Origin of the sequence: Ulvibacterium sp., from assembly GCF_965228935.1 — a bacterium.
Classification (GTDB): Bacteria; Bacteroidota; Bacteroidia; order Flavobacteriales; family Flavobacteriaceae; genus Ulvibacterium.
On the sequence record NZ_OZ245846.1, the window covers coordinates 561,554 to 586,075 of the forward strand.

18 protein-coding genes are annotated in these 24,522 nt (G+C 44.1%); 11 read left to right on the top strand and 7 right to left on the bottom strand.

Translation table 11 applies throughout. The features are described from left to right. Window positions 1–73: 73 nt before the first annotated feature. Together ACO06Y_RS02545 and ACO06Y_RS02550 are read right to left on the bottom strand one after the other, a co-directional pair. A complete protein-coding gene (locus tag ACO06Y_RS02545) occupies window positions 74–1,324 on the bottom strand; it encodes an aspartate kinase (RefSeq protein ID WP_422082256.1) in 1,251 nt (416 codons plus the stop codon). An 87-nt stretch (window positions 1,325–1,411) separates the two neighbouring features. Then, the gene (locus ACO06Y_RS02550; RefSeq protein WP_422082257.1) at window positions 1,412–1,897 is read right to left on the bottom strand and encodes a GNAT family N-acetyltransferase; all 486 of its coding nucleotides are present in this window, start codon (window positions 1,895–1,897) and stop codon (window positions 1,412–1,414) included. Between the two features lie 109 nt (window positions 1,898–2,006). Between ACO06Y_RS02550 and fbp the strand changes: the two genes are divergently transcribed. Beyond that, entirely contained in the window at window positions 2,007–3,017 is a 1,011-nt protein-coding gene (gene fbp / locus ACO06Y_RS02555; RefSeq protein ID WP_422084229.1) for a class 1 fructose-bisphosphatase, read from the top strand. Between the two features lie 21 nt (window positions 3,018–3,038). Here fbp and ACO06Y_RS02560 read toward each other — a convergent pair whose 3' ends face one another. Next, window positions 3,039–3,461, bottom strand: a complete 423-nt coding sequence (locus ACO06Y_RS02560; protein WP_422082258.1) for a TerB family tellurite resistance protein — start codon at window positions 3,459–3,461, stop codon at window positions 3,039–3,041. 99 nt (window positions 3,462–3,560) lie between these two features. Here ACO06Y_RS02560 and ACO06Y_RS02565 point away from each other — a divergent pair, with 99 nt between their 5' ends. From ACO06Y_RS02565 to ACO06Y_RS02575, 3 genes are all read left to right on the top strand, one after another. Then, window positions 3,561–4,586, top strand: coding sequence for a ligase-associated DNA damage response exonuclease (locus ACO06Y_RS02565; protein ID WP_422082259.1), 1,026 nt, complete (start codon window positions 3,561–3,563; stop codon window positions 4,584–4,586). Continuing rightward, entirely contained in the window at window positions 4,583–6,190 is a 1,608-nt protein-coding gene (locus ACO06Y_RS02570; RefSeq protein WP_422082260.1) for an ATP-dependent DNA ligase, read from the top strand. The genes ACO06Y_RS02565 and ACO06Y_RS02570 overlap by 4 nt, the downstream gene beginning before the upstream one ends. A 61-nt stretch (window positions 6,191–6,251) precedes the next feature. Beyond that, window positions 6,252–8,720, top strand: coding sequence for a ligase-associated DNA damage response DEXH box helicase (locus ACO06Y_RS02575; RefSeq protein WP_422082261.1), 2,469 nt, complete (start codon window positions 6,252–6,254; stop codon window positions 8,718–8,720). A gap of 16 nt (window positions 8,721–8,736) precedes the next feature. On the opposite strand, the gene ACO06Y_RS02580 is transcribed toward ACO06Y_RS02575, so the two are convergent. Both ACO06Y_RS02580 and rbsK read right to left on the bottom strand, forming a co-directional pair. Then, complete coding sequence (locus tag ACO06Y_RS02580) at window positions 8,737–9,732, bottom strand: GRP family sugar transporter (protein ID WP_422082262.1); 996 nt, start codon at window positions 9,730–9,732, stop codon at window positions 8,737–8,739. Between the two features lie 4 nt (window positions 9,733–9,736). Further along, window positions 9,737–10,642 (bottom strand): ribokinase, encoded by a 906-nt coding sequence (gene rbsK, locus ACO06Y_RS02585; protein ID WP_422082263.1) that lies wholly within the window; start codon window positions 10,640–10,642, stop codon window positions 9,737–9,739. An 86-nt stretch (window positions 10,643–10,728) separates the two neighbouring features. Between rbsK and pdeM the strand changes: the two genes are divergently transcribed. From pdeM to ACO06Y_RS02605, 4 genes are all read left to right on the top strand, one after another. Then, the gene (gene pdeM, locus ACO06Y_RS02590; RefSeq protein WP_422082264.1) at window positions 10,729–11,364 is read left to right on the top strand and encodes a ligase-associated DNA damage response endonuclease PdeM; all 636 of its coding nucleotides are present in this window, start codon (window positions 10,729–10,731) and stop codon (window positions 11,362–11,364) included. Window positions 11,365–11,476: 112 nt separating this feature from the next. Next, the gene (gene mfd / locus ACO06Y_RS02595; protein WP_422082265.1) at window positions 11,477–14,893 is read left to right on the top strand and encodes a transcription-repair coupling factor; all 3,417 of its coding nucleotides are present in this window, start codon (window positions 11,477–11,479) and stop codon (window positions 14,891–14,893) included. A gap of 53 nt (window positions 14,894–14,946) precedes the next feature. Further along, a complete protein-coding gene (locus ACO06Y_RS02600; protein ID WP_422082266.1) occupies window positions 14,947–16,401 on the top strand; it encodes a Gfo/Idh/MocA family protein in 1,455 nt (484 codons plus the stop codon). 62 nt (window positions 16,402–16,463) lie between these two features. Then, window positions 16,464–17,786, top strand: a complete 1,323-nt coding sequence (locus tag ACO06Y_RS02605; protein WP_422082267.1) for a TlpA family protein disulfide reductase — start codon at window positions 16,464–16,466, stop codon at window positions 17,784–17,786. Here the strand turns inward: ACO06Y_RS02605 and ACO06Y_RS02610 are convergent. Then, entirely contained in the window at window positions 17,783–18,442 is a 660-nt protein-coding gene (locus ACO06Y_RS02610) for an aspartate kinase (protein ID WP_299529903.1), read from the bottom strand. The genes ACO06Y_RS02605 and ACO06Y_RS02610 overlap by 4 nt on opposite strands. 86 nt (window positions 18,443–18,528) lie before the next feature. Beyond that, window positions 18,529–18,888: a YraN family protein gene (locus tag ACO06Y_RS02615; protein ID WP_422082268.1), complete on the bottom strand. Its 360-nt coding sequence runs from the start codon at window positions 18,886–18,888 to the stop codon at window positions 18,529–18,531. A 193-nt stretch (window positions 18,889–19,081) separates the two neighbouring features. Between ACO06Y_RS02615 and ACO06Y_RS02620 the strand changes: the two genes are divergently transcribed. From ACO06Y_RS02620 to metG, 3 genes are all read left to right on the top strand, one after another. Next, a complete protein-coding gene (locus ACO06Y_RS02620) occupies window positions 19,082–20,602 on the top strand; it encodes a DUF1800 domain-containing protein (protein WP_422082269.1) in 1,521 nt (506 codons plus the stop codon). An 11-nt stretch (window positions 20,603–20,613) separates the two neighbouring features. Continuing rightward, the gene (locus tag ACO06Y_RS02625; protein WP_422082270.1) at window positions 20,614–22,305 is read left to right on the top strand and encodes a DUF1501 domain-containing protein; all 1,692 of its coding nucleotides are present in this window, start codon (window positions 20,614–20,616) and stop codon (window positions 22,303–22,305) included. 122 nt (window positions 22,306–22,427) lie between these two features. Next, window positions 22,428–24,512 (top strand): methionine--tRNA ligase, encoded by a 2,085-nt coding sequence (metG, locus tag ACO06Y_RS02630; protein WP_422082271.1) that lies wholly within the window; start codon window positions 22,428–22,430, stop codon window positions 24,510–24,512. Window positions 24,513–24,522: the final 10 nt, after the last annotated feature.

Genomic DNA, 24,522 nt, shown 5'->3' on the forward strand with positions numbered 1-24,522 from the left:
TAGGTAATCGTAAATATAGGGAAATCACTAGTTGAGCGATTTATTTTAACATTTAGGAAATGGAATATGGCCGCTACTTTACGACCAATTGTAAAGTTTCCTTACCTCTTTGTTCCAAGAGTACTTCATGCCCATTCAAAAATGATTCTACTGCCTTTTCATTGAAATGGCGTATGGTATATAAGGAGACATCTTCATGACAAACTACCTTGAACCTGCTTTTAAGAAGTTCCAAAAGTCCGTTCAGACCACCGAACTTGTTATCCACACATACGGAAAAACTAATAGCCGAATTTTGAATCAGGTCCACTTTCATTTTGTGTTCATGAAGTAGTTTGAACAATTCGCTAATGCTATGTTCCACGATAAAAGAAAAGTCCAGAGAGGAGAGTTTTACCAGTACCTGATTCTTTTTGACGATAAAACAGGGAACCAAAGGCTCGATCCCGATTCCCCTCCCCACCGTAGTACCGGGATTCTTAGGATTGATGAACGATTTCACATGTAACGGAATCTCCTTTCTTTGTAGAGGTTGAAGCGTTTTGGGATGTATAACGGATGCTCCGTAAAAAGCCAGCTCAATAGCTTCCGTGTACGATATTTTGTTCAATAATTGTGTTTCTTGAAAATGTCTGGGATCTGCGTTCAACACTCCCGGCACGTCCTTCCAAATGGTAACGGAGTCCGCGTTGAGGCAATAGGCTAAAATGGCCGCCGTATAATCGGATCCCTCCCTTCCCAAGGTCGTAGTAAAATTGTTGTCATCACTACCTAAAAACCCTTGGGTCACGTTAAGGACTTTCTGGTCGATACCCTTGGAAATCTTTTCCTGGGTCTTCTCCCAATCCACATTGACGTCCCGGTAGTTGTTATCGGTCTTTATAAAGTTACGTACATCCAACCATGTATTTGTCATTCCAACTTCTTCCAGATAGGCGCTTACAATAGTGGTGCAGATCAACTCTCCATACCCTACCAATTGATCATAGACAAAGTTATAATTGGGCGATTTGTTCCATACCAAGAAGCCTTGTATCTCATCGAACAAAGATTTTACTTTCTGAAAAACAGGATGCCGGTCATTCGGGAAAAGATCCAATAAAATCTTGTTATGAAAATGTGCAACTTCTTGGACTTTAAAGGAAAGCCTCTCTTTTTCGGAAAAATAGGAATCTACCACCTCCTCCATGGAATTGGTAGTTTTGCCCATGGCGGAAATGACCAATAAGGTATTGTCATAACCCACTTCCTTAAGCACATCGACCAGGTTTTTGACCCCTTCGGCATCCTTGACCGATGCCCCCCCAAATTTGAAAATTCTCATGTATTCATTGCGTTTGTTCTATTCCCCGGTTCAAGGGAAACCGTCTATTTGAATCGTATTGTTCGTTAAATGTGCTTTTTTAAAACCTTAAGTCCGGTTTTTTTCCAAAAAATTACGTATTCCATTCTCGTCCAATTGAACTACGTCCCAATCCCGCATAACCTTCGCGCCCTTACTTTCATAAAATGTAATGGCCGGTTCATTCCAGTCCAACACTTCCCAGTTAATACGTTTTACTCCCAATTTCTGTCCATATTCCACCACTTGATGCAAAAGCGCCGAACCTAGCCCGTATCCCCTTGCCTTTTCCGAAACGATCAAATCTTCCAAATGGATGATGGGTCCCTTCCATGTGGAGTATCTATGAAATATCAGGGCAATTCCCATGATTCCTTCTTTCGTATCGGCCACAAAACAGTGAAAAAGCTTTACATCCCCAAATCCATGCCTTGTTAAATCCTGAACCGTAACCTCAACGGCATCTCCCTCATTTTCAAAAACGGCCAATTCCTTGATCAGGCCCCATACTTGGGTCATATCATTTTCCTCTGCTTCCCGAATTACATATTCCATATTTGTTACAAATAAAACACAAAGTTATATATTTAAAAAACTAAAAAAGAACGAAAACGTTGTAGTTTAACAAAATAAGCGAACTTTGCAGGAGAAATTAACACCTGCCATGCTAAATAAAAAAAACAAGACTTTAGGCGAATTTATTATTGAAAATCAAGCTGCCTTTCAATATTCCTCAGGAGAATTATCCAAACTGATCAATGCCATACGTCTGGCCGCAAAAGTAGTAAACCATGAAGTGAACAAAGCAGGATTGGTCGATATTTTAGGAACTGCCGGAGAAATGAACATCCAAGGCGAAAATCAGCAGAAATTGGACGTGCTCGCCAATGAAAAATTCATACAGACGCTAAAGAATCGGGAGATCGTATGCGGGATTGCCTCCGAGGAAGAAGACGATTTTATAAGTATCAACAGTAATGACGAGAAGCATCAGAACAAATATGTTGTACTTATAGATCCCTTGGATGGATCCACGAACATTGATGTCAATGTTTCCGTAGGAACCATCTTTTCCGTATATAGGCGTATTACCCCGGTGGGCACTCCGGTAACTTTGGAGGATTTTCTTCAGCCCGGCAAAAACCAGGTTGCGGCGGGCTATATTATCTATGGCACATCCACTATGTTGGTCTATACCACCGGCCATGGGGTAAACGGGTTTACTTTGAATCCTGCCATCGGCACCTTTTATCTATCGCACCCGGATATGCAATTTCCCGAAAATGGTAAAATTTATTCGGTAAACGAGGGCAACTATATCCATTTTCACCAAGGGGTAAAGGACTATATAAAGTACTGTCAAAAGGAAGAGGGCGACAGACCCTATACCTCAAGATATATAGGTTCTCTTGTATCCGATTTTCATCGAAACATGATCAAAGGCGGCATCTATATGTATCCTAAGAGTAGCGTCACGGAAAATGGAAAATTAAGGCTCCTCTACGAGTGTAATCCAATGGCCTTCATTGCCGAACAGGCCAACGGCCTAGCCATTGGAGGTCGCTCCAGAATATTGGACGTTGAGCCCAAGGAGCTCCACCAAAGGATACCTTTCTTTTGTGGAAGCCGGAAAATGGTGGAAAAACTACAGGAATTTTTACAAAAATACCATTGACGTCAGTAACGACCGTGAAATCTACTTTTTGATGAAATAAAGATAATCCTCAAAATCTATTTTTCCTGTAAACAGAGCTTTTGATTTTCCGATAATCTCGTCGGATTGCGAGGACGAAAAGCCCAATCCTATGGCATATTTACCCAAAAGAAATTCTTCTTCTTCATCCAAAATGCCATCCGCAAAAACAATTTTGACCAGATCAAAAAAACGCTCCAATCTCTTTTCAAAGCTCACCTGATGGGTTATGGGATATTTGTTGGACTTCTTCATAACCTCTTTGAACTGGGCGTCGGAAACATTCAACTTATGCGCAAATCGCTCCAAGAGTTTCATTTCCTCATCATCTATATAACCATCCACGGCAGCCAATGACGCTATACTCGCAAAATGGGCCAAATTGTTGTTCGCTGAATGGGCATCGTACAAATCTTTTACGGACATTCTTTACATTTTAATGGGTGCAAATATAATTTTTTTAAAGGTCATATTTTATAATATCCCCAACTTTGTTTTTGGCCAAATTCGTAACTTCCTGCCACTATGAAAACGCCTCTCCTGGAATTTACGGACAACGGTATTTACTGCAGTAGGGCAGATGTATATTTAGATCCTTGGCGCCCAGTGCAAAAGGCAATTATTTCCCATGGCCATGCGGACCACAGTCGCTGGGGCCATCAAAGCTATATTACGCATCATCGAAATGTTCCCATTGTTACCCATCGATTGGGGAAAATCAACATACGGGGTAAGGAATGGGGCGAATCCTTTATTGTGAACAATGTTAAGTTTAGTCTGCATCCAGCCGGTCATATCATTGGTTCTTCCCAGATTCGGGTCGAGCATAAAGGGGAAGTATGGGTATTTTCCGGTGACTATAAAAATGAGGATGATGGAGTTTGTACACCGTATGAGCCCGTAAAATGTAATACCTTCATTACAGAGTGCACCTTTGGCCTGCCTCCGTTTAAATGGATGCCGCAAAAAGAGGTTTTTCAGGAAATCAATAATTGGTGGGCCGAAAACAAATCCGAAGGCAAAACATCCGTACTCTTCGGATACACCTTGGGGAAGGCACAGCGTTTGCTGAAGCATTTGGATCCCTCCCTTGGAAAAATATACACCCATGGAGCGGTCGAAAATATGACCCAAGTAGTGCGCCAATTGGTGGAATTTCCAAAGACCACCCTGATTACCGCGGACACCAAAAAAGAAGACCTGCTAGGGCATATGGTTATTGCCCCTCCCAGTGCCCATGGAAGTTCCTGGATGCGAAAAATGGTGCCTTATGTTACGGCATCGGCCAGCGGTTGGATGACCTTCCGGGGTGCCCGCCGAAGAAGGGCCATTGACAAAGGGTTTGTTCTTAGTGACCATTGCGATTGGCAAGGGCTTTTGGACTGTATTGGAGCAACCGGAGCTGAAAGGATTATATGTACACACGGTTATACCGAAATATTTTCAAAATATCTAAGGGAACAAGGATATGATGCCCGGACCGAGGAAACACAATATGAAGGGGAATTGGGGGAATTGAACCCTACATCAAAAGAGGAATCCGAGGCATGAAACGTTTTGCACGACTCATAAAAGCTCTGGATAGCACCAACAAGACCAATGTGAAGGTAAATGCCCTGACCCATTATTTTAATGCGGCCAATGATAAGGACAAGGTATGGACCATCGCCATTCTTTCCCACCGACGTCCACCACGACCTGTTAATACGACCCTGTTGCGCGAATGGGCATCCGAGTTGGCCCATATTCCATTGTGGTTGTTTGAGGAAAGCTACCATATCGTCGGGGATTTGGCGGAGACCATTGCCTTGGTCATCCCCTCTTCCAAAACCTCAACGGAAAAAAGTCTAACCCAATTTTTAGAGGAAATGATCGCCCTCAAAAAGAAGGAGGACGAAGCCAAAAAACAATACCTACATGAGAATTGGAAGGTGCTCAATTATTATGAACGCTTTGTCTTTACCAAATTAATAACCGGCGGTTTTCGAATCGGGGTAAGTCAAAAATTGATGACCCGTGCCTTGGCCAAAGCAACAGAAATCGATGAGGATATACTTGCCTACAAATTGATGGGCAACTGGGATCCGAACTCGATTTCATTTCAGGAATTGATTTTGGAGGAAAACGAAAGCGATTATCTTTCCAAGCCCTATCCCTTCTATTTGGCCTATGCCATTGAAAACGAAGTCAAGGAGTTGGGCAATGTAAAGGACTGGTCCGTTGAGCACAAATGGGACGGGATACGCGCCCAAGTCATTCTACGGAACAATGAAGTCTTCGTTTGGAGCCGAGGGGAGGAGCTGGTTACCGACAAATATCCCGAGTTCCAGACATTCGTTCCGGTGATTCCAAATGGCACGGTCCTCGATGGGGAAATACTTCCCTACCCGAAGGATCGAATCGGTACGTTCAACGACCTACAGACCCGAATAGGCAGAAAAACTGTCTCCAAAAACTTACTGGAAAAGACCCCGGTAATCCTAAAGGCTTATGATATGTTGGAATGGCAAGGCAAGGACATTCGAAATGAACCTTTTGTGGAGCGAAGGAAATTATTGGAAAGCCTGTTTGAAAAAGTTGGTTCCCGTGGAGTAGCAAAATCCCTGCACCTTTCCGAAGCATTGCAGTTTAATTCTTGGCAGCAAGTAGCCCGGGAGCGCAGTCGTTCCCGGGAAGTGCATAGTGAAGGCTTAATGCTCAAACGCAAAGATTCCCCCTATCTGGTAGGTAGAAAAAAAGGGGATTGGTGGAAATGGAAAGTGGACCCGTTGACCATTGATGCGGTACTCACCTATGCCATGCGAGGGCATGGAAGGCGAAGTAATCTGTTTACGGATTATACCTTTGCCCTTTGGGCAGAAAACGATGAGGGTAAAAAAGAATTGGTCACTTTTGCGAAGGCCTATTCCGGGTTGACCGACGCCGAGTTCCGGCAAGTGGACAATTGGATCAAGAAGAATACCTTGGAACGCTTTGGGCCGGTACGTTCCGTAACGCCACATCATGTCTTTGAAATTGCCTTTGAAGGTATTGCCCTTTCCAAAAGGCATAAAAGTGGTGTTGCCACGAGATTTCCTAGAATACTACGATGGCGACAGGATAAGAAAATCGAGGAAGCGAACACCTTGGACGATTTAAAAAACATGATACCATGACGCTTCTTTCCGTAGATTGTGATAGGTATCCAAAAAAGGACTTGTTCCGGAAGGCAATCAAATGACCAAAGAAGAACTTCATAAAATCGCCGAAAATTGGTTCCAATCCCAAAATTGGAAGCCCTTCCCATTTCAAAAAAAGACCTGGAACGCATTTCAACAGGGCAAACACGGCCTATTGAACGCCCCTACAGGAAGTGGCAAGACTTATGCCTTATGGTTTCCCATAGTGCTGAACTACATTAAGAAGAACCCGGAGTATCGGACAAAACACAAAAAAGGGCTAAAGGCCATTTGGATAACCCCCCTAAGGGCCTTGTCCCAGGAAATCAAACAATCCGCGGAACGCGTTACCAAGGATCTGGAGACCCAAATGACCGTGGGTATCCGCTCCGGGGACACCTCAACAAATGAAAGGTCGCAGCAAAAAAGAAATATGCCCGACCTTTTAATCACTACCCCAGAAAGCCTGCAGCTTTTGCTGGCGTCCAAAGGGTATGACAAAACCTTCAAAAACTGCTCTGCCATTGTGGTGGATGAATGGCACGAGCTTCTGGGCACCAAGCGCGGGGTACAGATGGAACTGGCCCTTTCCCGTCTAAAAACGGTTTCCAAAAACCTCCGGATTTGGGGCATATCGGCTACCATAGGAAATTTGGAACAGGCCCGGGCGGTGCTTTTAGGCCCGCAAACCGAAGCGCATAGGAATTCGGTGATGATCAGGGCCAACATCAAAAAGAAGATTACCGTAAAAAGTATCATTCCAAAGCAGATGGAAACTTTCCCATGGCGTGGTCATTTGGGGATTCGACTTTTGGAGGACATCGTACCTATTATCAACAATAGCAGGACTACCCTGCTCTTTACCAATACCCGAAGCCAGTGTGAAATTTGGTTCCAAAAAATCTTGGAAAAACATCCGGAATATGCCGGTGAGATCGCCATGCATCATGGGAGCATAAACAAGGAGACCCGTACCTGGGTAGAACAGGCCATTCGTAACGAAAGCCTTAAAGCCGTAGTCTGTACGTCTAGTTTGGATCTGGGCGTGGACTTTGCCCCTGTGGAGACCGTAGTTCAGATAGGTGGCCCCAAAGGCGTGGCCCGCTTTTTACAACGTGCCGGACGTAGTGGCCACAGGCCGGGAAAGGAAAGCGTAATCTATTTTCTTCCCACCCATGCCATTGAACTTATTGAAGCTTCGGCCTTGCAACAAGCCGTAAAGCAGAATGCCGTGGAAGACCGTATTCCCTATCTCAATAGCTACGACGTGCTGTTGCAATATTTGACCACCCTTGCGGTATCCGATGGGTTTTATCCTGAACAAATCTTCACCGAAATCAAACAGACCTTCTGCTATCAGGCAATTTCCTTGGAGCAATGGCACTGGCTGCTCAACTTTTTGGTCATGGGTAGCCAAAGCCTACAGACCTATGACGAGTACAAAAAGGTGGAAGTAGGGGAAGACGGCAAATTTAAGGTAAACAACAAGGGTATTGCCATGCGTCATCGCTTTCAAATCGGTACGATTGTGGGCGATGCCAATCTTACCGTGCGCTATCAAAAGGGAGGGTACATTGGTTCCATCGAAGAATATTTCATCTCCAAATTGACCCAAGGGGACGTGTTTACCTTCGCGGGGCGGAATCTGGAGTTCATCCGAATCAAGGGAATGCAGGTCCATGTCCGTAATTCAAAAAAAAGAACCAATAAAGTACCCAGTTGGATGGGCGGACGGTTAACACTTTCGGCCCGGATGTCCGAATTATTGCGAAATGAACTGTATTCTGTCTATAGCCCTTCACAGGAACAATCGGAAGAAATTCGGTCCCTTGCCCATATTTTTGAACGTCAAGGCAGGGAAAGCATCGTCCCCAGGCCGTATGAATTCCTTATCGAAACCTTTAAGACCCGGGAAGGATATCATCATATCTTTTATCCCTTTGAGGGTCGTTTTGTTCATGAGGCCATGGGTAGCCTTTTCGGGTATCGCATAAGCCTGCTATCGCCCATTACATTTTCCTTGGCCTTCAACGATTACGGGTTTGAATTGTTATCGGACAGGCAGATAGATATGCAACAGGTCATCGACAATGATTTGTTCACCGCGGAATATCTACTAGAAGATTTGCAAAAAAGCTTGAATTCCACGGAAATGGCACGTAGAAAGTTCCGGGATATTGCGGTTATCAGTGGAATGGTATTTACGGGATATCCCTACAAGCAGATCAAAATGAAACATCTGCAGAGCAATTCGCAATTGTTATTTGATGTTTTCCGGGATTACGAACCCAATAATCTTTTGTTCCAACAGGCCTTTCGGGAAACTTTTGAACACCAACTGGAAGAAGGTCGTTTGCGAATGGCGTTGGAACGGATGGCCACCCAGGAGATTATCTGGAGGCATTGTGAGCAACCTACCCCCTTCTCCTTTCCCATCATTACCGACCGACTAAGTCGTGAAAGATTATCCAGTGAAAAGCTTGCGGACCGCATCAAGAGGATGGCCGCAATTCTAACGAAAAAGTAATCTGTAATTATATAGCTTAACGAGCCGCGATAATCAGTCCCAATCCAACAATATAAAGTAGCAACATGGCATTCAGCATTCCGGAAACGCCTTTGGGAGCCCCTTTGAATTCCTTCCAAACAAAAATACCCCACAAGGCTGCGACTACCGTAGCTCCCTGACCCAGTCCATATGAAATGGCCGGACCGGCCTTATCCGATGCCAAAATACTGAATGACATCCCGACACACCAAATTACCCCGCCTAAGATACCCATAAGATGACTTCTTCCGCTACCGGCTAAATAATCCTTGAAACTTACCGCAGCACCCTCTACGGGCTTACGCATCAGTACGGTATTGAACAAAAAGTTGCTCGCCAAAATCCCCAAGGCAAAAAGAAACACCGCAGTATAAGGACTCAATTTTCCGGCAATCGGCTGGGTGAAGTCGGGAAACATGGAATTGGCCACATACTTATAGAACAGACCCATTAACAATCCCGCTACAACGGCCAAGACCAGACCTTTTGTAGGCACCTTTTGTTGCTGTGCGGATAACTTTCTATAGGCATTGGCATTCAACAAAATGGCCAATACGATCAAGCCGACCCCGCCAAAAAGAAGTGTAGAATTCCCGATGGGCTGATCCAAATAATTTACAATAACACCGATAACCAAAGCCAGGCCTATACCTACGGGAAAGGCAACCGACATGCCGGCCAACGCTATGGCCGCTACCAAAAGGATATTGGCCAGGTTAAAGAGAATACCGCCCAAAACGGCAGACCAGACATTTTCGGAACTACCCTGGGAAATATCCTCCAAAAAGGGTCTACCCATCTCTCCCATACTTCCCGCCGTAAATGCAAAAAGCAAGGAAAACAAAACAATTCCAAAAACATAATCCCAATAGTAAAGTTCAAAACGCCAACTGCTCGAAGCCAATTTTTGGGTGTTGGCCCATGAACCCCAGGCAAACATGGTAATAATACAGAACAGTACGGCTACTTGATAGGTTTCTATAACGAACATAATCTTAAAATTGGTTGATTTCCTCTAATGTGGGAGCCGTGTCCTGTGCCCCCATTTTTGTAACGGCAAGTGCCGCCGCCTTACTGGCAAAGGTCATGCTCTCCTTCCATCCCCTGCCTTCCGCCAAACAGACAGTCAAAACCCCATTGAATACATCCCCGGCCGCGGTGGTATCCACAGCTTTTACCTTTGGGGCAGGAACCATAAAGCTTTCCGTGGCATTTATAAAAAAAGAACCCCGGCTTCCCAAGGTTACTATAACATTTTGTACTCCTTTTTCCAAAAAAGCGCTGCCCGCTTTCTCAAGTGAAGCATCATCCGTTACCTCAATTCCGGTCAAAATTTTGGTTTCCGTTTCATTCGGGGTAATTAAAAAGAGCCCATTTAAAATGGCATCGTCCAAGGCTTGCGCCGGCGCTGGATTGATAATCAGTTTTTGATTTTTTGTGCTACAGTGTGCCGACAAAAAGACAACGGTCTCGATAGGTGTTTCCAGTTGGGTAAGAAAAATTTGGGCATTGGAGATTAACTTCATTTTTGCTTCGAGGTGCTCAGTAGAAAGTAGGGCATTGGTTCCCGAAGCGACAACAATTTCATTTTCCCCTTCCCCGTTAACCGTAATCAGGGCAACTCCAGAGGCTTCGTTTTCAACGATTTTTACGCTATCCACATCTATTCCCTCCTTGGTATATCCCTTAAGTGCATTTTGGCCAAAAAGATCGTCCCCCAAACAGCAAATAAAAGTCACCTCACCCCCTGCCCGGGCAGCTGCCACGGCTTGGTTGGCTCCCTTACCTCCAGGAAACATATAGAAATCACCTCCTAGTATGGTCTCACCCGGTTCCGGGAATCTGTTGGTCTTCATGACCATATCAGTATTGGAACTTCCTACGACGACGATTTTGGACATGATTGGCATCAATTTATTATGAACAGACAAAGTAGGGATATCAAAGCATATAAACAAGGGGCTCTTTTTTTACCTTTGAAATCCTAATGAACGAATATCCTATCCAAATACGAAATCAAAGCTTTAGGTTGCATCCTTCCGGAACGTTATTTTGGCAAGACCGATCGGTCTTGTTGATAAGTGATGTACATTTAGGAAAGGTATCCCACTTCCGAAAGTTCGGGGCGGCCGTCCCTCAAAATGTAGTCCAAAAAAATTTTGAGTTAATGGACGAAGCCTTGGAATACTTTGATCCCAAGGTCATCTGTTTTTTGGGAGACTTGTTCCACTCGGCCTTGAACAAGGAATGGATTTTTTTCGAAAAGTGGGTTGTTAAAAAATCTATGGAAATCATTCTTGTCGCCGGGAACCATGATATCATTTCCCCTTTAAAGTATGAGGATCTGGGCATTAAGGTAGTTTCAGAGGTTGAATGGGACGATTTTCTGTTGACCCACCATCCGGAGGAACGAAGCGGGTTCTTCAATTTTTCAGGTCATATACACCCCGCCATACGGCTACGAGGAAAGGGGAGGCAATCCCTTAGGTTGCCCTGTTTTTTTAAAAGTGAACGACAGCTAATTTTGCCGGCCTTTGGAAAGTTTACAGGGACTTTCGTATTGGAACCCCAAAAAAATGATGAGGTATTTGCCATTGTGGAAGATGAGATTATGAAGATATAACCTTTAGTTCGCCCACTTTCTTTGCTTCGGCATCATTAATTTCTCCGTGGCCTAAAATGACGGAACTAAAATCGCCCTTATAAATTGGATTGCTTAGCCCTTAAATCTATCTTTGCACAAAGTTTTACGGTTGGTCAATACCCCGATTTCCGAAAGCTACGCACAGTCTCTGCAGACCCAGAAACTGAGGGAGGCTATTGCCATATCCCAAAATAAGCTTGCTTTAAAAGGTCTTACGGGATCTTCGCTTTCCTTTGTCATTTCTGATGTATTCTTAAATTCCGAGCTTCCATTTTTATTGATTTTCAATGACAAGGAAGAAGCGGCGTATCACCTCAACGATTTGGAACAGCTCATTGGCGAAAAGGATGTGCTTTTTTATCCGGGAAGCTATCGTAGACCCTACCAAATTGAAGAAACGGACAATGCCAATGTGCTGCTGCGCGCAGAAGTCCTTAACCGTATCAACTCCCGAAAAAAACCTGCTGTCATCGTTACCTACCCCGATGCGCTTTTTGAAAAAGTGGTGACCCGAAGGGAACTTGAAAAGAATACGCTCAAAATTAAACTCGACGATACATTGTCTTTGGACTTCCTCAATGAGGTACTTTTCGAATATCAATTTAAACGTGTCGATTTTGTAACGGAGCCTGGGGAGTTTTCCGTTCGTGGAGGTATTGTAGATGTATTTTCATTTTCGCATGACGAGCCCTACCGTATCGAGTTTTTTGGGGACGAGGTAGACAGCATCCGCACCTTTGATGTAGAGACCCAGCTTTCAACCGATACGGTGAAGAAAATCAGTATTATTCCGAATGTAGCCAACAAGTTTTTAGAGGAAAAACGGGAAAGTTTTCTGAAGTATATCTCAGCAAAGACCATCGTTTTTATTCAAAATAGCGATCTGTTGTTCAAGAGGTTGGACGTTTTTTTTGAGAAGGCCCATGAAGCATTTGCCCAGTTGTCCGAAGAAATCAAGCATGCTACTCCCGAGGAACTTTTTGTGAATTCAGTGCTTTGTACGGATCAGTTGAAAGATTTTAGCATGATTCGGATGGGGGCTTCAACTGCGCTCAGCCTGACGGATGGCGGTACATTGGGCGCAGCCGAAGCCCCACAGAAAACCCTACATTTCAATACAAAGCCCCAGCCTTCCTTCAATAAAAAATTCGATTTGCTTATTGATGATCTCAATGCAAAATACCGAAACGGTTACACCAACTATATTTGCTGTGCCAGTGAACAACAGGCCCAACGCTTTCACGACATTTTTGAGGAAGTAGACCAACAGGTAAACTACCAGACCTTGGTGTTTCCCTTGTACCAAGGTTTTATAGACGATGATCTAAAAATCGTATGCTATACCGATCACCAAATTTTTGAACGATACCACAAATTCCATCTCAAAAATGGCTATGCCAAAAAGCAGGCCATTACCCTTAAGGAGCTCAACAAACTTGAAATTGGGGATTATGTCACCCACATAGATCACGGCATCGGGAAGTTCGGGGGACTTCAAAAAATTGACGTGGAAGGGAAAAAACAGGAAGCCATAAAATTGATGTACGGCGATCGTGATATCCTATACGTCAGCATCCATTCGCTCCATAAAATTTCCAAGTTCAATGGTAAGGACGGAGCCGTACCCAAAATCTATAAATTAGGCTCGGCGGCCTGGAAGAAACTCAAGCAGAAGACCAAATCGCGTGTCAAGAAAATTGCCTTTGACCTGATCAAGGTCTATGCAAAACGACGATTGGAAAAGGGGTTTCAATACCATCCGGATAGCTACCTTCAGACGGAACTGGAAGCCTCCTTTATTTATGAGGACACCCCAGACCAGAGCACTGCGACGGATGACGTTAAGCGGGATATGGAGAGCGAACGCCCTATGGATCGGCTCATCTGCGGGGATGTGGGTTTTGGTAAGACCGAGGTAGCCATCCGTGCCGCATTCAAGGCCGTGGACAATGGTAAGCAGGTGGCCATATTGGTACCGACCACTATTTTGGCATTTCAACACCATCGCACCTTTACGGAGCGCTTAAAGGAAATGCCTGTGACCGTGGATTATCTCAACCGTTTTAGAACCGCAAAGGAACGAAGGGAAACCTTGGAAAATTTGGCATCGGGAAAAGTGGACATTATTATCGGCACACATCAACTCGTCAACAAAAATGTAAAATTCAAAGATCTCGGATTGTTGATCGTGGATGAGGAGCAAAAATTCGGTGTATCGGTCAAGGATAAACTGAAATCCATTAAGGAAAATGTGGATGTGTTGACGCTTACCGCCACCCCTATTCCACGTACCCTCCAATTTAGTCTAATGGCCGCCCGCGACCTCTCGGTCATCAATACGCCCCCACCAAACAGATATCCCATTGAGAGCCGGGTTATCCGATTTTCGGAGGAAACCGTTCGGGATGCCATTACCTATGAGATACAGCGAGGAGGACAAGTATTCTTTATCCATAACCGGATAGAGAACATCAAGGAAGTTGCCGGGATGGTACAACGTCTGGTTCCCGATGCCAAAGTAGCTATCGGCCATGGACAGATGGAAGGCAAAAAACTGGAGACCTTAATGCTCTCGTTTATCAATGGCGAATTTGATGTTCTGGTCTCCACAACCATCGTGGAAAGCGGATTGGACGTTACCAATGCCAACACCATTTTTATCAACAACGCCAATAATTTTGGATTGAGCGATCTACATCAGATGCGTGGTCGTGTAGGACGGAGCAACAAAAAGGCCTTTTGTTATTTCATTACCCCACCCTACGATGTTATGACTCCCGATGCCCGTAAACGTATACAGGCATTGGAGCAGTTTACCGAATTGGGCAGTGGGTTCCACATCGCCATGAAGGACTTGGAAATTAGGGGCGCTGGCGATCTGTTAGGCGGTGAACAAAGTGGATTTATCAACGAAATTGGGTTCGAGACCTACCAAAAGATATTGGCAGAGGCCATAGAGGAGCTTAAGGAAAACGAGTTTAAGGAATTGTATGAGGAAGTTGAGGGGGGCCGTAAAAAAGTATTTGTTAAGGAAACCCAGATCGATACGGATTTTCAACTGCTTTTCCCTGACGATTATGTCAACAATATTACGGAACGCCTAAACCTGTACACGGAACTCAATCAGGTAAAGGATGAAGAAAGTTTGCAAAAATTCGAAATCCAATTAATCGACCGTTTCGGCCAATTACCCGATGCGGTTGCAGATCTCCTGAACTCTGTCCGAATCAAATGGATCGGTAGCAGTATCGGGTTGGAAAAAGTGGTGATGAAGCAGGGGAGATTTCTTGGATATTTTGTTGCCGACCAACAATCGGATTTCTATCAAAGTGCAGTCTTTACCAAAATACTTCAATTTGTGCAAGACCATCCACAGCAGGTTAAGCTCAAGGAAAAGCAGACCCGGAATGGATTGAGGCTCTTGTTGGTCTTTGAACGAATCGATTCCATTGATAAAGCTTTGGAGGCCCTTCATCCTTTTGACCACAAATCAATAGTAGTTTCTTAAAGCGGTTTATGTTATATTAGGGGGCACTAAAAAAATCCTCTAAAAAAGCACTCATGCAGACCAAAAAAAATACCTCCAGAAGATCATTTATCAAAAAAACCGCCTTGGCCTCCTCAATTTTTATCGTCCCTAGACATGTTCTTGGAGGACCGGGCTATTTGGCCCCGAGCGATCGCCTTAATTTGGCGGCCATTGGTGCCGGAGGAAAGGGTCGTAGCGATATCATGAATGCTTCGGTTCAAGGAAGGGAAAAAGTTGTCGCACTCTGTGATGTGGATTTTTCGGGATCTGCCAAGAGTTCCGTGGAAGCATTCCCCAAGGCCAAATTGTACAATGATTATCGCGAAATGTTGGATAAGGAAAAAGGGATCGATGCGGTCACCATTTCGACCCCGGATCATGTGCATGGTCCGGCCGCAGCCTTTGCCATGGAGCGTGGAAAACATGTCTACGTTCAAAAACCCTTGACGCATAATATCAGTGAGGCACGAAAGCTTACCCAAATGGCGAGGGATAAAAAAATTGTAAGCCAAATGGGAAACCAGGGTGGTTCCAACCCATTGTTGGATATGGTACAGAAATGGGTGGATACCGATGCCGTGGGTGCCATTTCCAAAGTACAGGTATGGACCAATCGTCCTGTTTGGCCCCAAGGGTATGCCATGCCGGAGCCGGACGAGAGTAAAAAGCCTGATGACCTCTATTGGGATCTATGGTTAGGGCCCGCCCCGAATAGACCCTTTACACCCAATCTACATCCATTTAACTGGCGTGGTTGGTGGGATTATGGTACGGGTGCCTTGGGAGATGTAGGCTGCCACTTGATTGATATTCCCTTTAGAACCTTAGGATTAAAATATCCGACCGATGCGGAATGTAGCGTAGGTTCCGTGTACACCCAGATGTGGACGGCGGATTATCATCCTGAGGGATGCCCACCTTCTTCATTTATCACTTTGCACTTCGGAGCAACGGAAAAGAGCAAATCTCCCATAGAAATGACTTGGAGCGATGGGGGAATTCGACCTTCGCATCCTGATATTATTCCCGCCAACAATGACATTGGTGGCCCCGGAAGTCAAAATGGCGTATTGATGATCGGGGAAAAGGGTATTATTTCCACCAATATCAACGATAGTTCCCCACTTACGCCCAAATTGTATCTGAACGATGGTACTACCGATTTTGGTCCCGAAGTGGAAAACAACGAAGAGCCGGAATATGGACACCAGCGATTGTGGGTAGATGCCTGCAAGGCAGGTTTTGATAGCCCTGAACACAAAGCTTTAACCTCATCTTTCGATTACGCAGGACCCATGACCGAAACCGTCTTAATGGGCAACTTGGCCATCCGTAGTTATATGTTGAGGAGGGAGAACAGTGATGGGAAAATGGATTTTTACGCCCGTAAAAAACTCTTGTGGGATGGGGAGAACATGCGGATCACCAACTTGGAAGAGGCCAATCAATTTGTAGGTAGGACCTATAGGGAAGGTTGGGAGATGTGATGTTCCCCCATACGATTTCTTGCTCCGTGCGATTTTGGTAAGATGTTTGATTTAGTTTGAACATGCGAAAAATTGTCCTTTTCCCTTTTTTGTTGCTGACCTTATCGGTAATGGCCCGGCATACCATATCCGGTATTTTCTCACCCGCGGAAAATTACAACTGGCTCATAGCCTATCATCTAGGTCCGGGCGGGGAATCCTATGTAGCGGATAGCGCCATAAAGGATGGAAAATTTACCTTGGTACTTCCTGAAAATAGTTCTCCCGGAATCTACCGCTTGGTGTACGCCCTTCCCCAGGATGAATTTTATTTTGATGTCATCTACAACGGCAAGGAAGATATACAACTGCATTTTGATGCCTCCAAAGGGGTCGACTTTTTGGTTTCCGAGGAAAATAAAATCTTCAACACCTATTTTAGGGATATCCATGCTCTGGAAAGTGAGATTGTCCGATTGTATTCCGAGGGAAAGACCCATTCCAAGGAGTTTAAAAAGAGCATAAGGGCATTGGAGGCATCCCAGGCCGATTATGAGGAACGATCCAAAGGTATGCTGGCCCAACATTTTATAAAGGCCAATTCACCTCATATTCCCTTAAAAAATGAATCCTTATCCGATTATGTAAAAAACAGAAAGGCAAACTACTTTACTGCACTTGACTTGAAAAACCCGACCCTACAAGCTTCCGGATTCTTGACGGATAAAATTTCAAACTACGTTTATACGGCACTTCCCTTAGAACAGATGAGTCCTTTGGAAACGGAAAGGGCAATGCAAGAAAACACTAGGGAAGTAAACAGGCATATGGAAGGTACCCCCAGAAATTTTAAATTTCATGTTTTCCATCAACTTTGGAAACAAGCCGCGGCAAACGATTATACTACCTTGTCAGACTTTATCTATGAAGATTATCTTACCCCTTTGGCGACGACAGCCAAGAATCAGGAAATTATCAATGAGATTAAAACCCATAATCGTCTTCGCTTCGGGGCTATTGCTCCTGAAATAGAATGGAGGGATGGTAATACACTTAAAAGGTTAAGCGATCTTAACGGCTCCAAGTATTATATGCTGGTCTTTTGGAGTAGTACCTGTGGGCATTGTCTTGGAGATCTACCGGGATTACATGAAGGACTAAAGCAGTGGTCTAATCTAAAAGTGGTTGCTGTAGGGCTGGAAGATGATGATGCCCGTTGGAAAATTGAATCGGCTAAACTTGAAAATTTTGAGCACGTGCTGGCCTTGGGCAAGTGGGAAAATGAATATGCCGAATTGTATGCTATCGAAAAAACCCCTACCTATTTTGTGTTGGACAAGGAGAAACGGATAATTGCCAAGCTAGGGGACAGTAATGAAGTAATTAAATTTCTAAATGAAAATTAAAGCGCCTTTAAATCCTTTATGGTCCTAAAGGCCACATCTACTTGGTCGTCGTCCACAAGGATGGTAAATTCATTGGTCGTTGAAATTACCTCATAGAGTACAATGCCTTCCCAGGCCAAACGCTGAAAAATGAAATAGTAGATTCCCGGTACGGAAACATTCTCCGCCGGAAGTTTCACCGTGATGGAAGATAGATTCTCCGCCTTTTGGGTACACTTTTCCGCTTTGAAAAGTCGCTCTACGATTTCATCCATACTATTACTGATAACAATATTGATTTCGTTCACGCCGCGGGAAGAGGTATAAAAAATATCCTGATTGGCATTGATTTCGTCCAAGAGCTTGGCCTGTTGTACAAGAACCGTATCCGATGCCAAGAACGTATAATCGGTCAGCGAGGATCGGACCGTAATCTCCCCAATATTTTTTAGGACCTTGATTATCTTATGGGTGGCCCTAAATTCCAAGTCATCGGATAAGCGCTTTAGAGCCATGACTATGGCCCCATTCCGAATTTCCTTCCCCAATTCCTCCTCAATCTCCGGCTTCACGATACGCGATAACGAAGTCAGATTGATGATACCCTGTGCCAATGCGCTTTGCAAAAAAGGTTTCTTTTTGATGTATTGCTCTACAACGGAAGAAATTGTTTTCATTTTTTGGTTCAGTTGAAGTACAAAAATAACATTTTGTTACAAATAAAACAAATTGTTCTGCAATTAATTTTGTGCGTAATTCCCTCCTAAAAATGATAAAAAGCATCCTTCAAATGCTCGATCTTGAATATTTTACGATTTTTTAAAATAGTAATAACATCAAATCGTACCTCGACATCAAGCTCCTGTTCGGTTACATAGTGGTCTGCCCCCATAGCCAAAAGTCCGATTTTCTTCTTGGTAATGGTTTCGGCAATTGGTATGATCTGATCATTACTTCTAGCGCGGACTTCAATGATGGCCAGTGTATTTCCTTTTTGTGCGATAATATCAATTTCGGATTTTAGATATCTATAATTACGATACTTGATGCTATACCCCTTTGCCATCAAGAAATCCACTGCCATCTGCTCCCCTTCCTTTCCAAATTCATTATGCTTCCCCATATAAATCCCCTTGAAATTGTATCAAAAGAGTGTATTTCATCGAAAAAAACAACGCTTTGTCGTCATTATTACACCCAACATCGTAAATTGGCCCTCAGTACAACGAAAATAAAACGATTAAGATACTATCCAAAAAGTTTAAGCGTTAAGAATTAGCCCCTACGCACATGAACGTTCTTAAAGCCTAAAATCTATGGAATACTTCGTTAATTGTAATACCTCTACATTGGCGCCGTACAATACTCCTTTGGACAGGACCAAAGCGGCACATTTGTATAGAAGACTGGGGTTTAGCGCCTCGGTAGAGACCATTGACCAAGCAGTAGGTCAAAATGCGGGAACGCTGGTGGACAATCTGGTCAACCAGGCAGTAGCCATGCCTCCATCAACGGCTCCGGCCTGGGCGGATTGGAACAACAGTAACTATCCTGCCGATGATGACCAGGCAAGACAGGTCAGAAGGGCACAGCTGGAAGAATGGCGCCTAACGTACACCAATGCACTTTTGGACAATAATCTTAGGGACAGGCTAAGCTTCTTTTGGAGCAATCACTTTGTCACCGAGATCGATGTATATAATTGTAACTCATTCCTTTACCATTATATCAATTGTCTACAACGAAATTCATTGGGGAACTTCCGGACGTTCGTAAGTGAAATAGGATTGACCGATGCCATGCTCTACTATTTGGATGGAGCCTACAATAATGGTAACAACCCCAACGAAAACTACGCCCGTGAGTTATATGAACTTTTCACTTTGGGCGAAGGAAATGCCTATACCGAAGAGGATATTATTGAAACCTCAAAAGCACTGACCGGTTATGTGGAAAGAGGTGAAATTGGCTGTTCTCCTGTGGCCTTTGATGCTGAGAATTTCGATGCCGGAAACAAGACCATTTTAGGGCAGACAGGGAACTGGGGATACGATGATGTCATCAATATTCTTTTTGAGCAAAGGGCAGGAAGTATCGCAAGATTTATTTGTACAAAATTCTATGAATTCTTTGTACATCCCGATAGTAAAAGGGAAGAATACAATCCTGGAGGCACTTATCCGCCAGGGCACCCTCAAGGTATCATTAACGAGCTTGCAGATACTTTTGTGGCCAATAATTTTGAAATAGCTCCGGTTTTGTCACAATTGTTCAAAAGCCAACACTTTTTTGACGACGAGGCCATTGGTGTTATTATCAAGAGTCCCTATGACATGTATTTGAATACCTTAAAGGAGACCAGTTTTGCCTATACGGATACCACCTTGAGCGAGATCAACAACTACACCCGCCTATTGGGGCAGGAAATGTTCGATCCCTTTGATGTGGCCGGTTGGCAACGTGATCGTTCATGGATCAATACCAATTTCATTATTGGACGCTGGCTCACCATAGAGACCATTCTTGAAACTTTCTACCAGAACAATAATGAGCAGTTTAGGGCATTTGGACTCTCCCTTACTGGAAATGATGGGTTGACCAGCAATAATCCAGATGTTATCGCCAGACCTATCATCGATTTTGTTCTTCCCAAAGGACTATTGGATGAAGGTGAATACGAAAAGGCATTTGCCGCGTTTAGAAGCGATATAGACCCTACCTATTATGAAGGTGGAAATGATGAAACTTGGACACTGGCCACTTGGATGACAGCACCGTTTCAAGTATACCTATTATTACAGTATTTGGCAAGACAACCCGAGTTTCAACTAAAATAAATCCTACGACTATGTGCAATATCAACAATACTCCATATAAAGGTCTTCAGCATGAGGGCCACGATTTAGAACACAAAGCTTGGAGCCGACGTTCCTTTCTTCAGGCTTTGGGAATCGCCGGTTCCGGTTCCATGATGCTCGGAAGCAACATGTTGACCGCCTCGGCTCCCTCTCCATTGACCGCGGCAATTGCTGCAGCGGAAACGGACAATATCTTGATTTTGATCCGGTTATCCGGTGGTAACGACGGACTAAGTACCGTAATTCCCATAGAACAATACGATAGTTATGCCAATGCTAGGCCCAACATCTATATTCCGGAGAGTAAAGTATTAAAGTTAACGGACGAATTTGGTGTCCCCTCCTACATGCAGGCCTTGGAGCCCATGTGGGGCGATGGCCAATTCAAGGCCGTACACGGTGTAGGCTATCAAAACCAAAGTCTTTCCCATTTTACAGGGTCGGATATTTATGCCAATACAGATTTAACGACTACCGGTTTTACCGGATTGGATACCGGTTGGATGGGAAGACATTTTGAGACCCTGTATCCCGATTATTTGATTAATCCACCTGCGTCACCGGCAGCCATACAAATTGGGCAGTTCGGAAACTTGGTTTTCCAAGGTGAAGAGACCAATTATGCCTTTGTAACCTCAAATATCGATCAGTTGGAGGAAATTGCGGAATCAGGTGTGGTCTATGGATTGGATGATGCCTTGTTCGGGGATTGTATGTATGGTGACCAGTTGAAATTCCTTAGAGGGGTTGCCAATACTACCTATGAATATGCCGGTCTTATCCATGAAGCCTACGAGCGTGGACAAAACCAAGTAGAGTATCAGGACAATGGTTTTGCAAGACAATTGGCGTTGTTGGCCCGTTTGATAAAAGGAAATTTAGGCACCAAGGTATATATGATTTCTATGGGAGGTTTTGACACCCACGGGAACCAGCCCTTGGCCCATGAACGATTGATGACAAACTTATCCGTGGCCGTTGATAATTTCTACGATGATATCGCTTTTACCCAACAAGATGATAAAGTTTTGAGTATGACCTTTTCTGAATTCGGGCGACGAATTTTTGAAAACGGCTCCAATGGTACGGATCACGGTAAGGCGGCCCCCACATTGTTCTTTGGATCAGGATTGAACGGAAGCGCATTCGTAGGGGAACACCCAACACTGGACAATCCAGATGGCAGGGGTAATTTGGAATACACCATGGATTTTAGGGATCTATATGCCACTGTTCTGGCGGAATGGCTCTGTGTGGACATTCCCTTGGTGGAACAACATTTGTTGGATCACCCGTATGCACCGGTAAATCTGGGCTTTAATTGTAGCGGTGTCGATTTCCCTGACATTGCTTACAGTGATGGTGAACCTACATTGCCGACCCAACCGGAACCGACGGATCCAAATCCGGATTTGTTGAATGCTGTGGTTCATAAACCATTTTATCCTACGGACAGTGCGCCCCATATTTATTTGGAAATGCCGTTTACGGCCCATGTGGATATTCAATTGTACAATATCCTTGGCCAAAACGTAGGTACCATTTATAATGAAATGATGGCCGAGGGATCGGTAGAAATCAATATTAGGGAACGAATGCCCGAACATTTGTCCACAGGAAAATACATTTATCGTATTCAGATCCAGGACAAAAAGATGAGCAAATCGGTAATGGTTGCTTAACACGCCCCACACTTTGCAACTTGACCTTCGGTGTGCCCATTGGTAAGCCGAAGGTTTTCTTTTTTTGGCATACGGTTATGCACGGGTAAAAATCTGTATTTTTGTGCCTTAATTCGCGTTTGATGTCTCAAAGTCAACAAAATCCAGAAAGGTACACGATTACGGCAGCTTTGCCCTATACCAATGGGCCTATCCATATTGGGCATTTGGCGGGAGTCTATGTTCCAGCAGATATTTATGCCCGATATTTACGATTAACGGGCCATGATGTCGCCTTTGTCTGTGGCAGTGACGAACATGGGGTGGCCATTTCCATGAAGGCGAAAAAAGAAGGGGTAACTCCAAAAGAGATTATCGACAAATACCATGGAATCATAAAAAAGTCCTTTCAAGACTTCGGGATTTCGTTCAATAACTACTCAAGGACTTCTGCCGAAGTACATCACGAAACCGCCTCGGATTTTTTCAAGAAGCTGTACGAACAAGGGGATTTTATCGAAGAAAATACGGCCCAATTATATGATGATGAAGCCAAACAATTTTTAGCGGATCGCTTTGTTATCGGTACTTGTCCCAATTGTGGCTATGACGAAGCCTATGGCGATCAATGTGAGAATTGCGGGTCTTCCTTGAATGCAACGGATTTGATAAATCCAAAATCTACGATTACCGGTGCCGTTCCCACTTTAAAAGAGACCAAGCATTGGTTTCTGCCCCTGGATCGCTATGAGGATTTCCTAAGAAAATGGATTCTGGAAGGCCATAAGGAAGATTGGAAACCCAATGTATATGGCCAATGCAAATCCTGGATAGATGGCGGTTTGGCTCCTCGCGCAGTGACCCGTGATCTGGATTGGGGTATTCCCGTACCAGTGAAAGGAGGGGAAGGCAAAGTGTTGTATGTTTGGTTCGATGCACCCATCGGTTACATCTCCTCCACTAAGGAATGGGCAGAAAGGGAAGATAAGGATTGGGAGCCCTACTGGAAAGATGAAAATACCAAATTGGTGCATTTCATCGGAAAAGATAATATTGTCTTTCACTGTATTATTTTCCCAGCCATCCTTAAGGCCCATGGGGACTACATACTTCCTGAAAATGTCCCGGCCAATGAGTTCCTCAACCTGGAGGGCAACAAATTATCCACCTCCAAGAATTGGGCGGTATGGCTACATGAATATTTGGTGGAATTTCCGGACATGCAAGACGTTCTGCGCTATACATTAACCGCGAACGCACCAGAGACCAAGGACAACGATTTTACTTGGAAGGATTTCCAAGCACGGAACAATAATGAACTGGTCGCCATTTTCGGAAATTTTATCAATCGGGTCGTGGTTTTGACCCATAAGTATTATGACGGGGTAGTACCAGAACCCACCAAGCTTTCTAAAATCGACCAGGAAACCTTGGCCGAGTTGCAAAAGTATCCTCAAATTATTTCCAATTCCTTGGAACGTTACCGATTCCGCGAAGCAAGCCAAGAGCTTTTAAACCTTGCACGTCTCGGCAATAAATATTTGGCCGATGAAGAACCTTGGAAACTTATTAAAGAGAATGAAGAAAGGGTAAAAACCATAATGTTCGTTGCTCTGCAAATTGCGACAGGACTGGCCATTTTAAGTGAACCTTTTCTCCCTTTTACTTCAACAAAGCTAAAAAACATCCTCAATATCGGGTCGAACGCAATCCAGACCGGTTGGGAACAGGTAAATGATAACAAGATACTAATATCCTCTGGTCATAGAATCAACAAAGCGGAACTTCTGTTCCGAAAAATCGAGGACAATGAAATCCAAAAGCAACTGGATAAACTGGAAGCTACCAAAAAAACCAATGCCGCAATGGAAACCACACAAGAAATTGACCCACAAAAGGACACGATTACCTTTGACGATTTTACCAAACTGGATATGCGTGTCGGTACCATTGTCGAAGCAACAAAAATGCCCAAGACCAAAAAATTGATGGTCTTAAAAGTGGACACAGGTCTGGACATCCGGACCATTGTTTCGGGTATTGCGGAAAGTTTTGAAGCCGATGCCATTGTAGGCAGAAAAGTCACCGTACTCGTTAATCTTGCTCCTAGAAAGTTAAGGGGTGTTGAAAGTCAGGGTATGATCCTAATGACCGAAGATGAAGAAGGTAAATTGGTGTTTGTAAATCCTGATCAAGATGGGGTCGAGAACGGTAGTGCCATCAGTTAATTCTAACCTA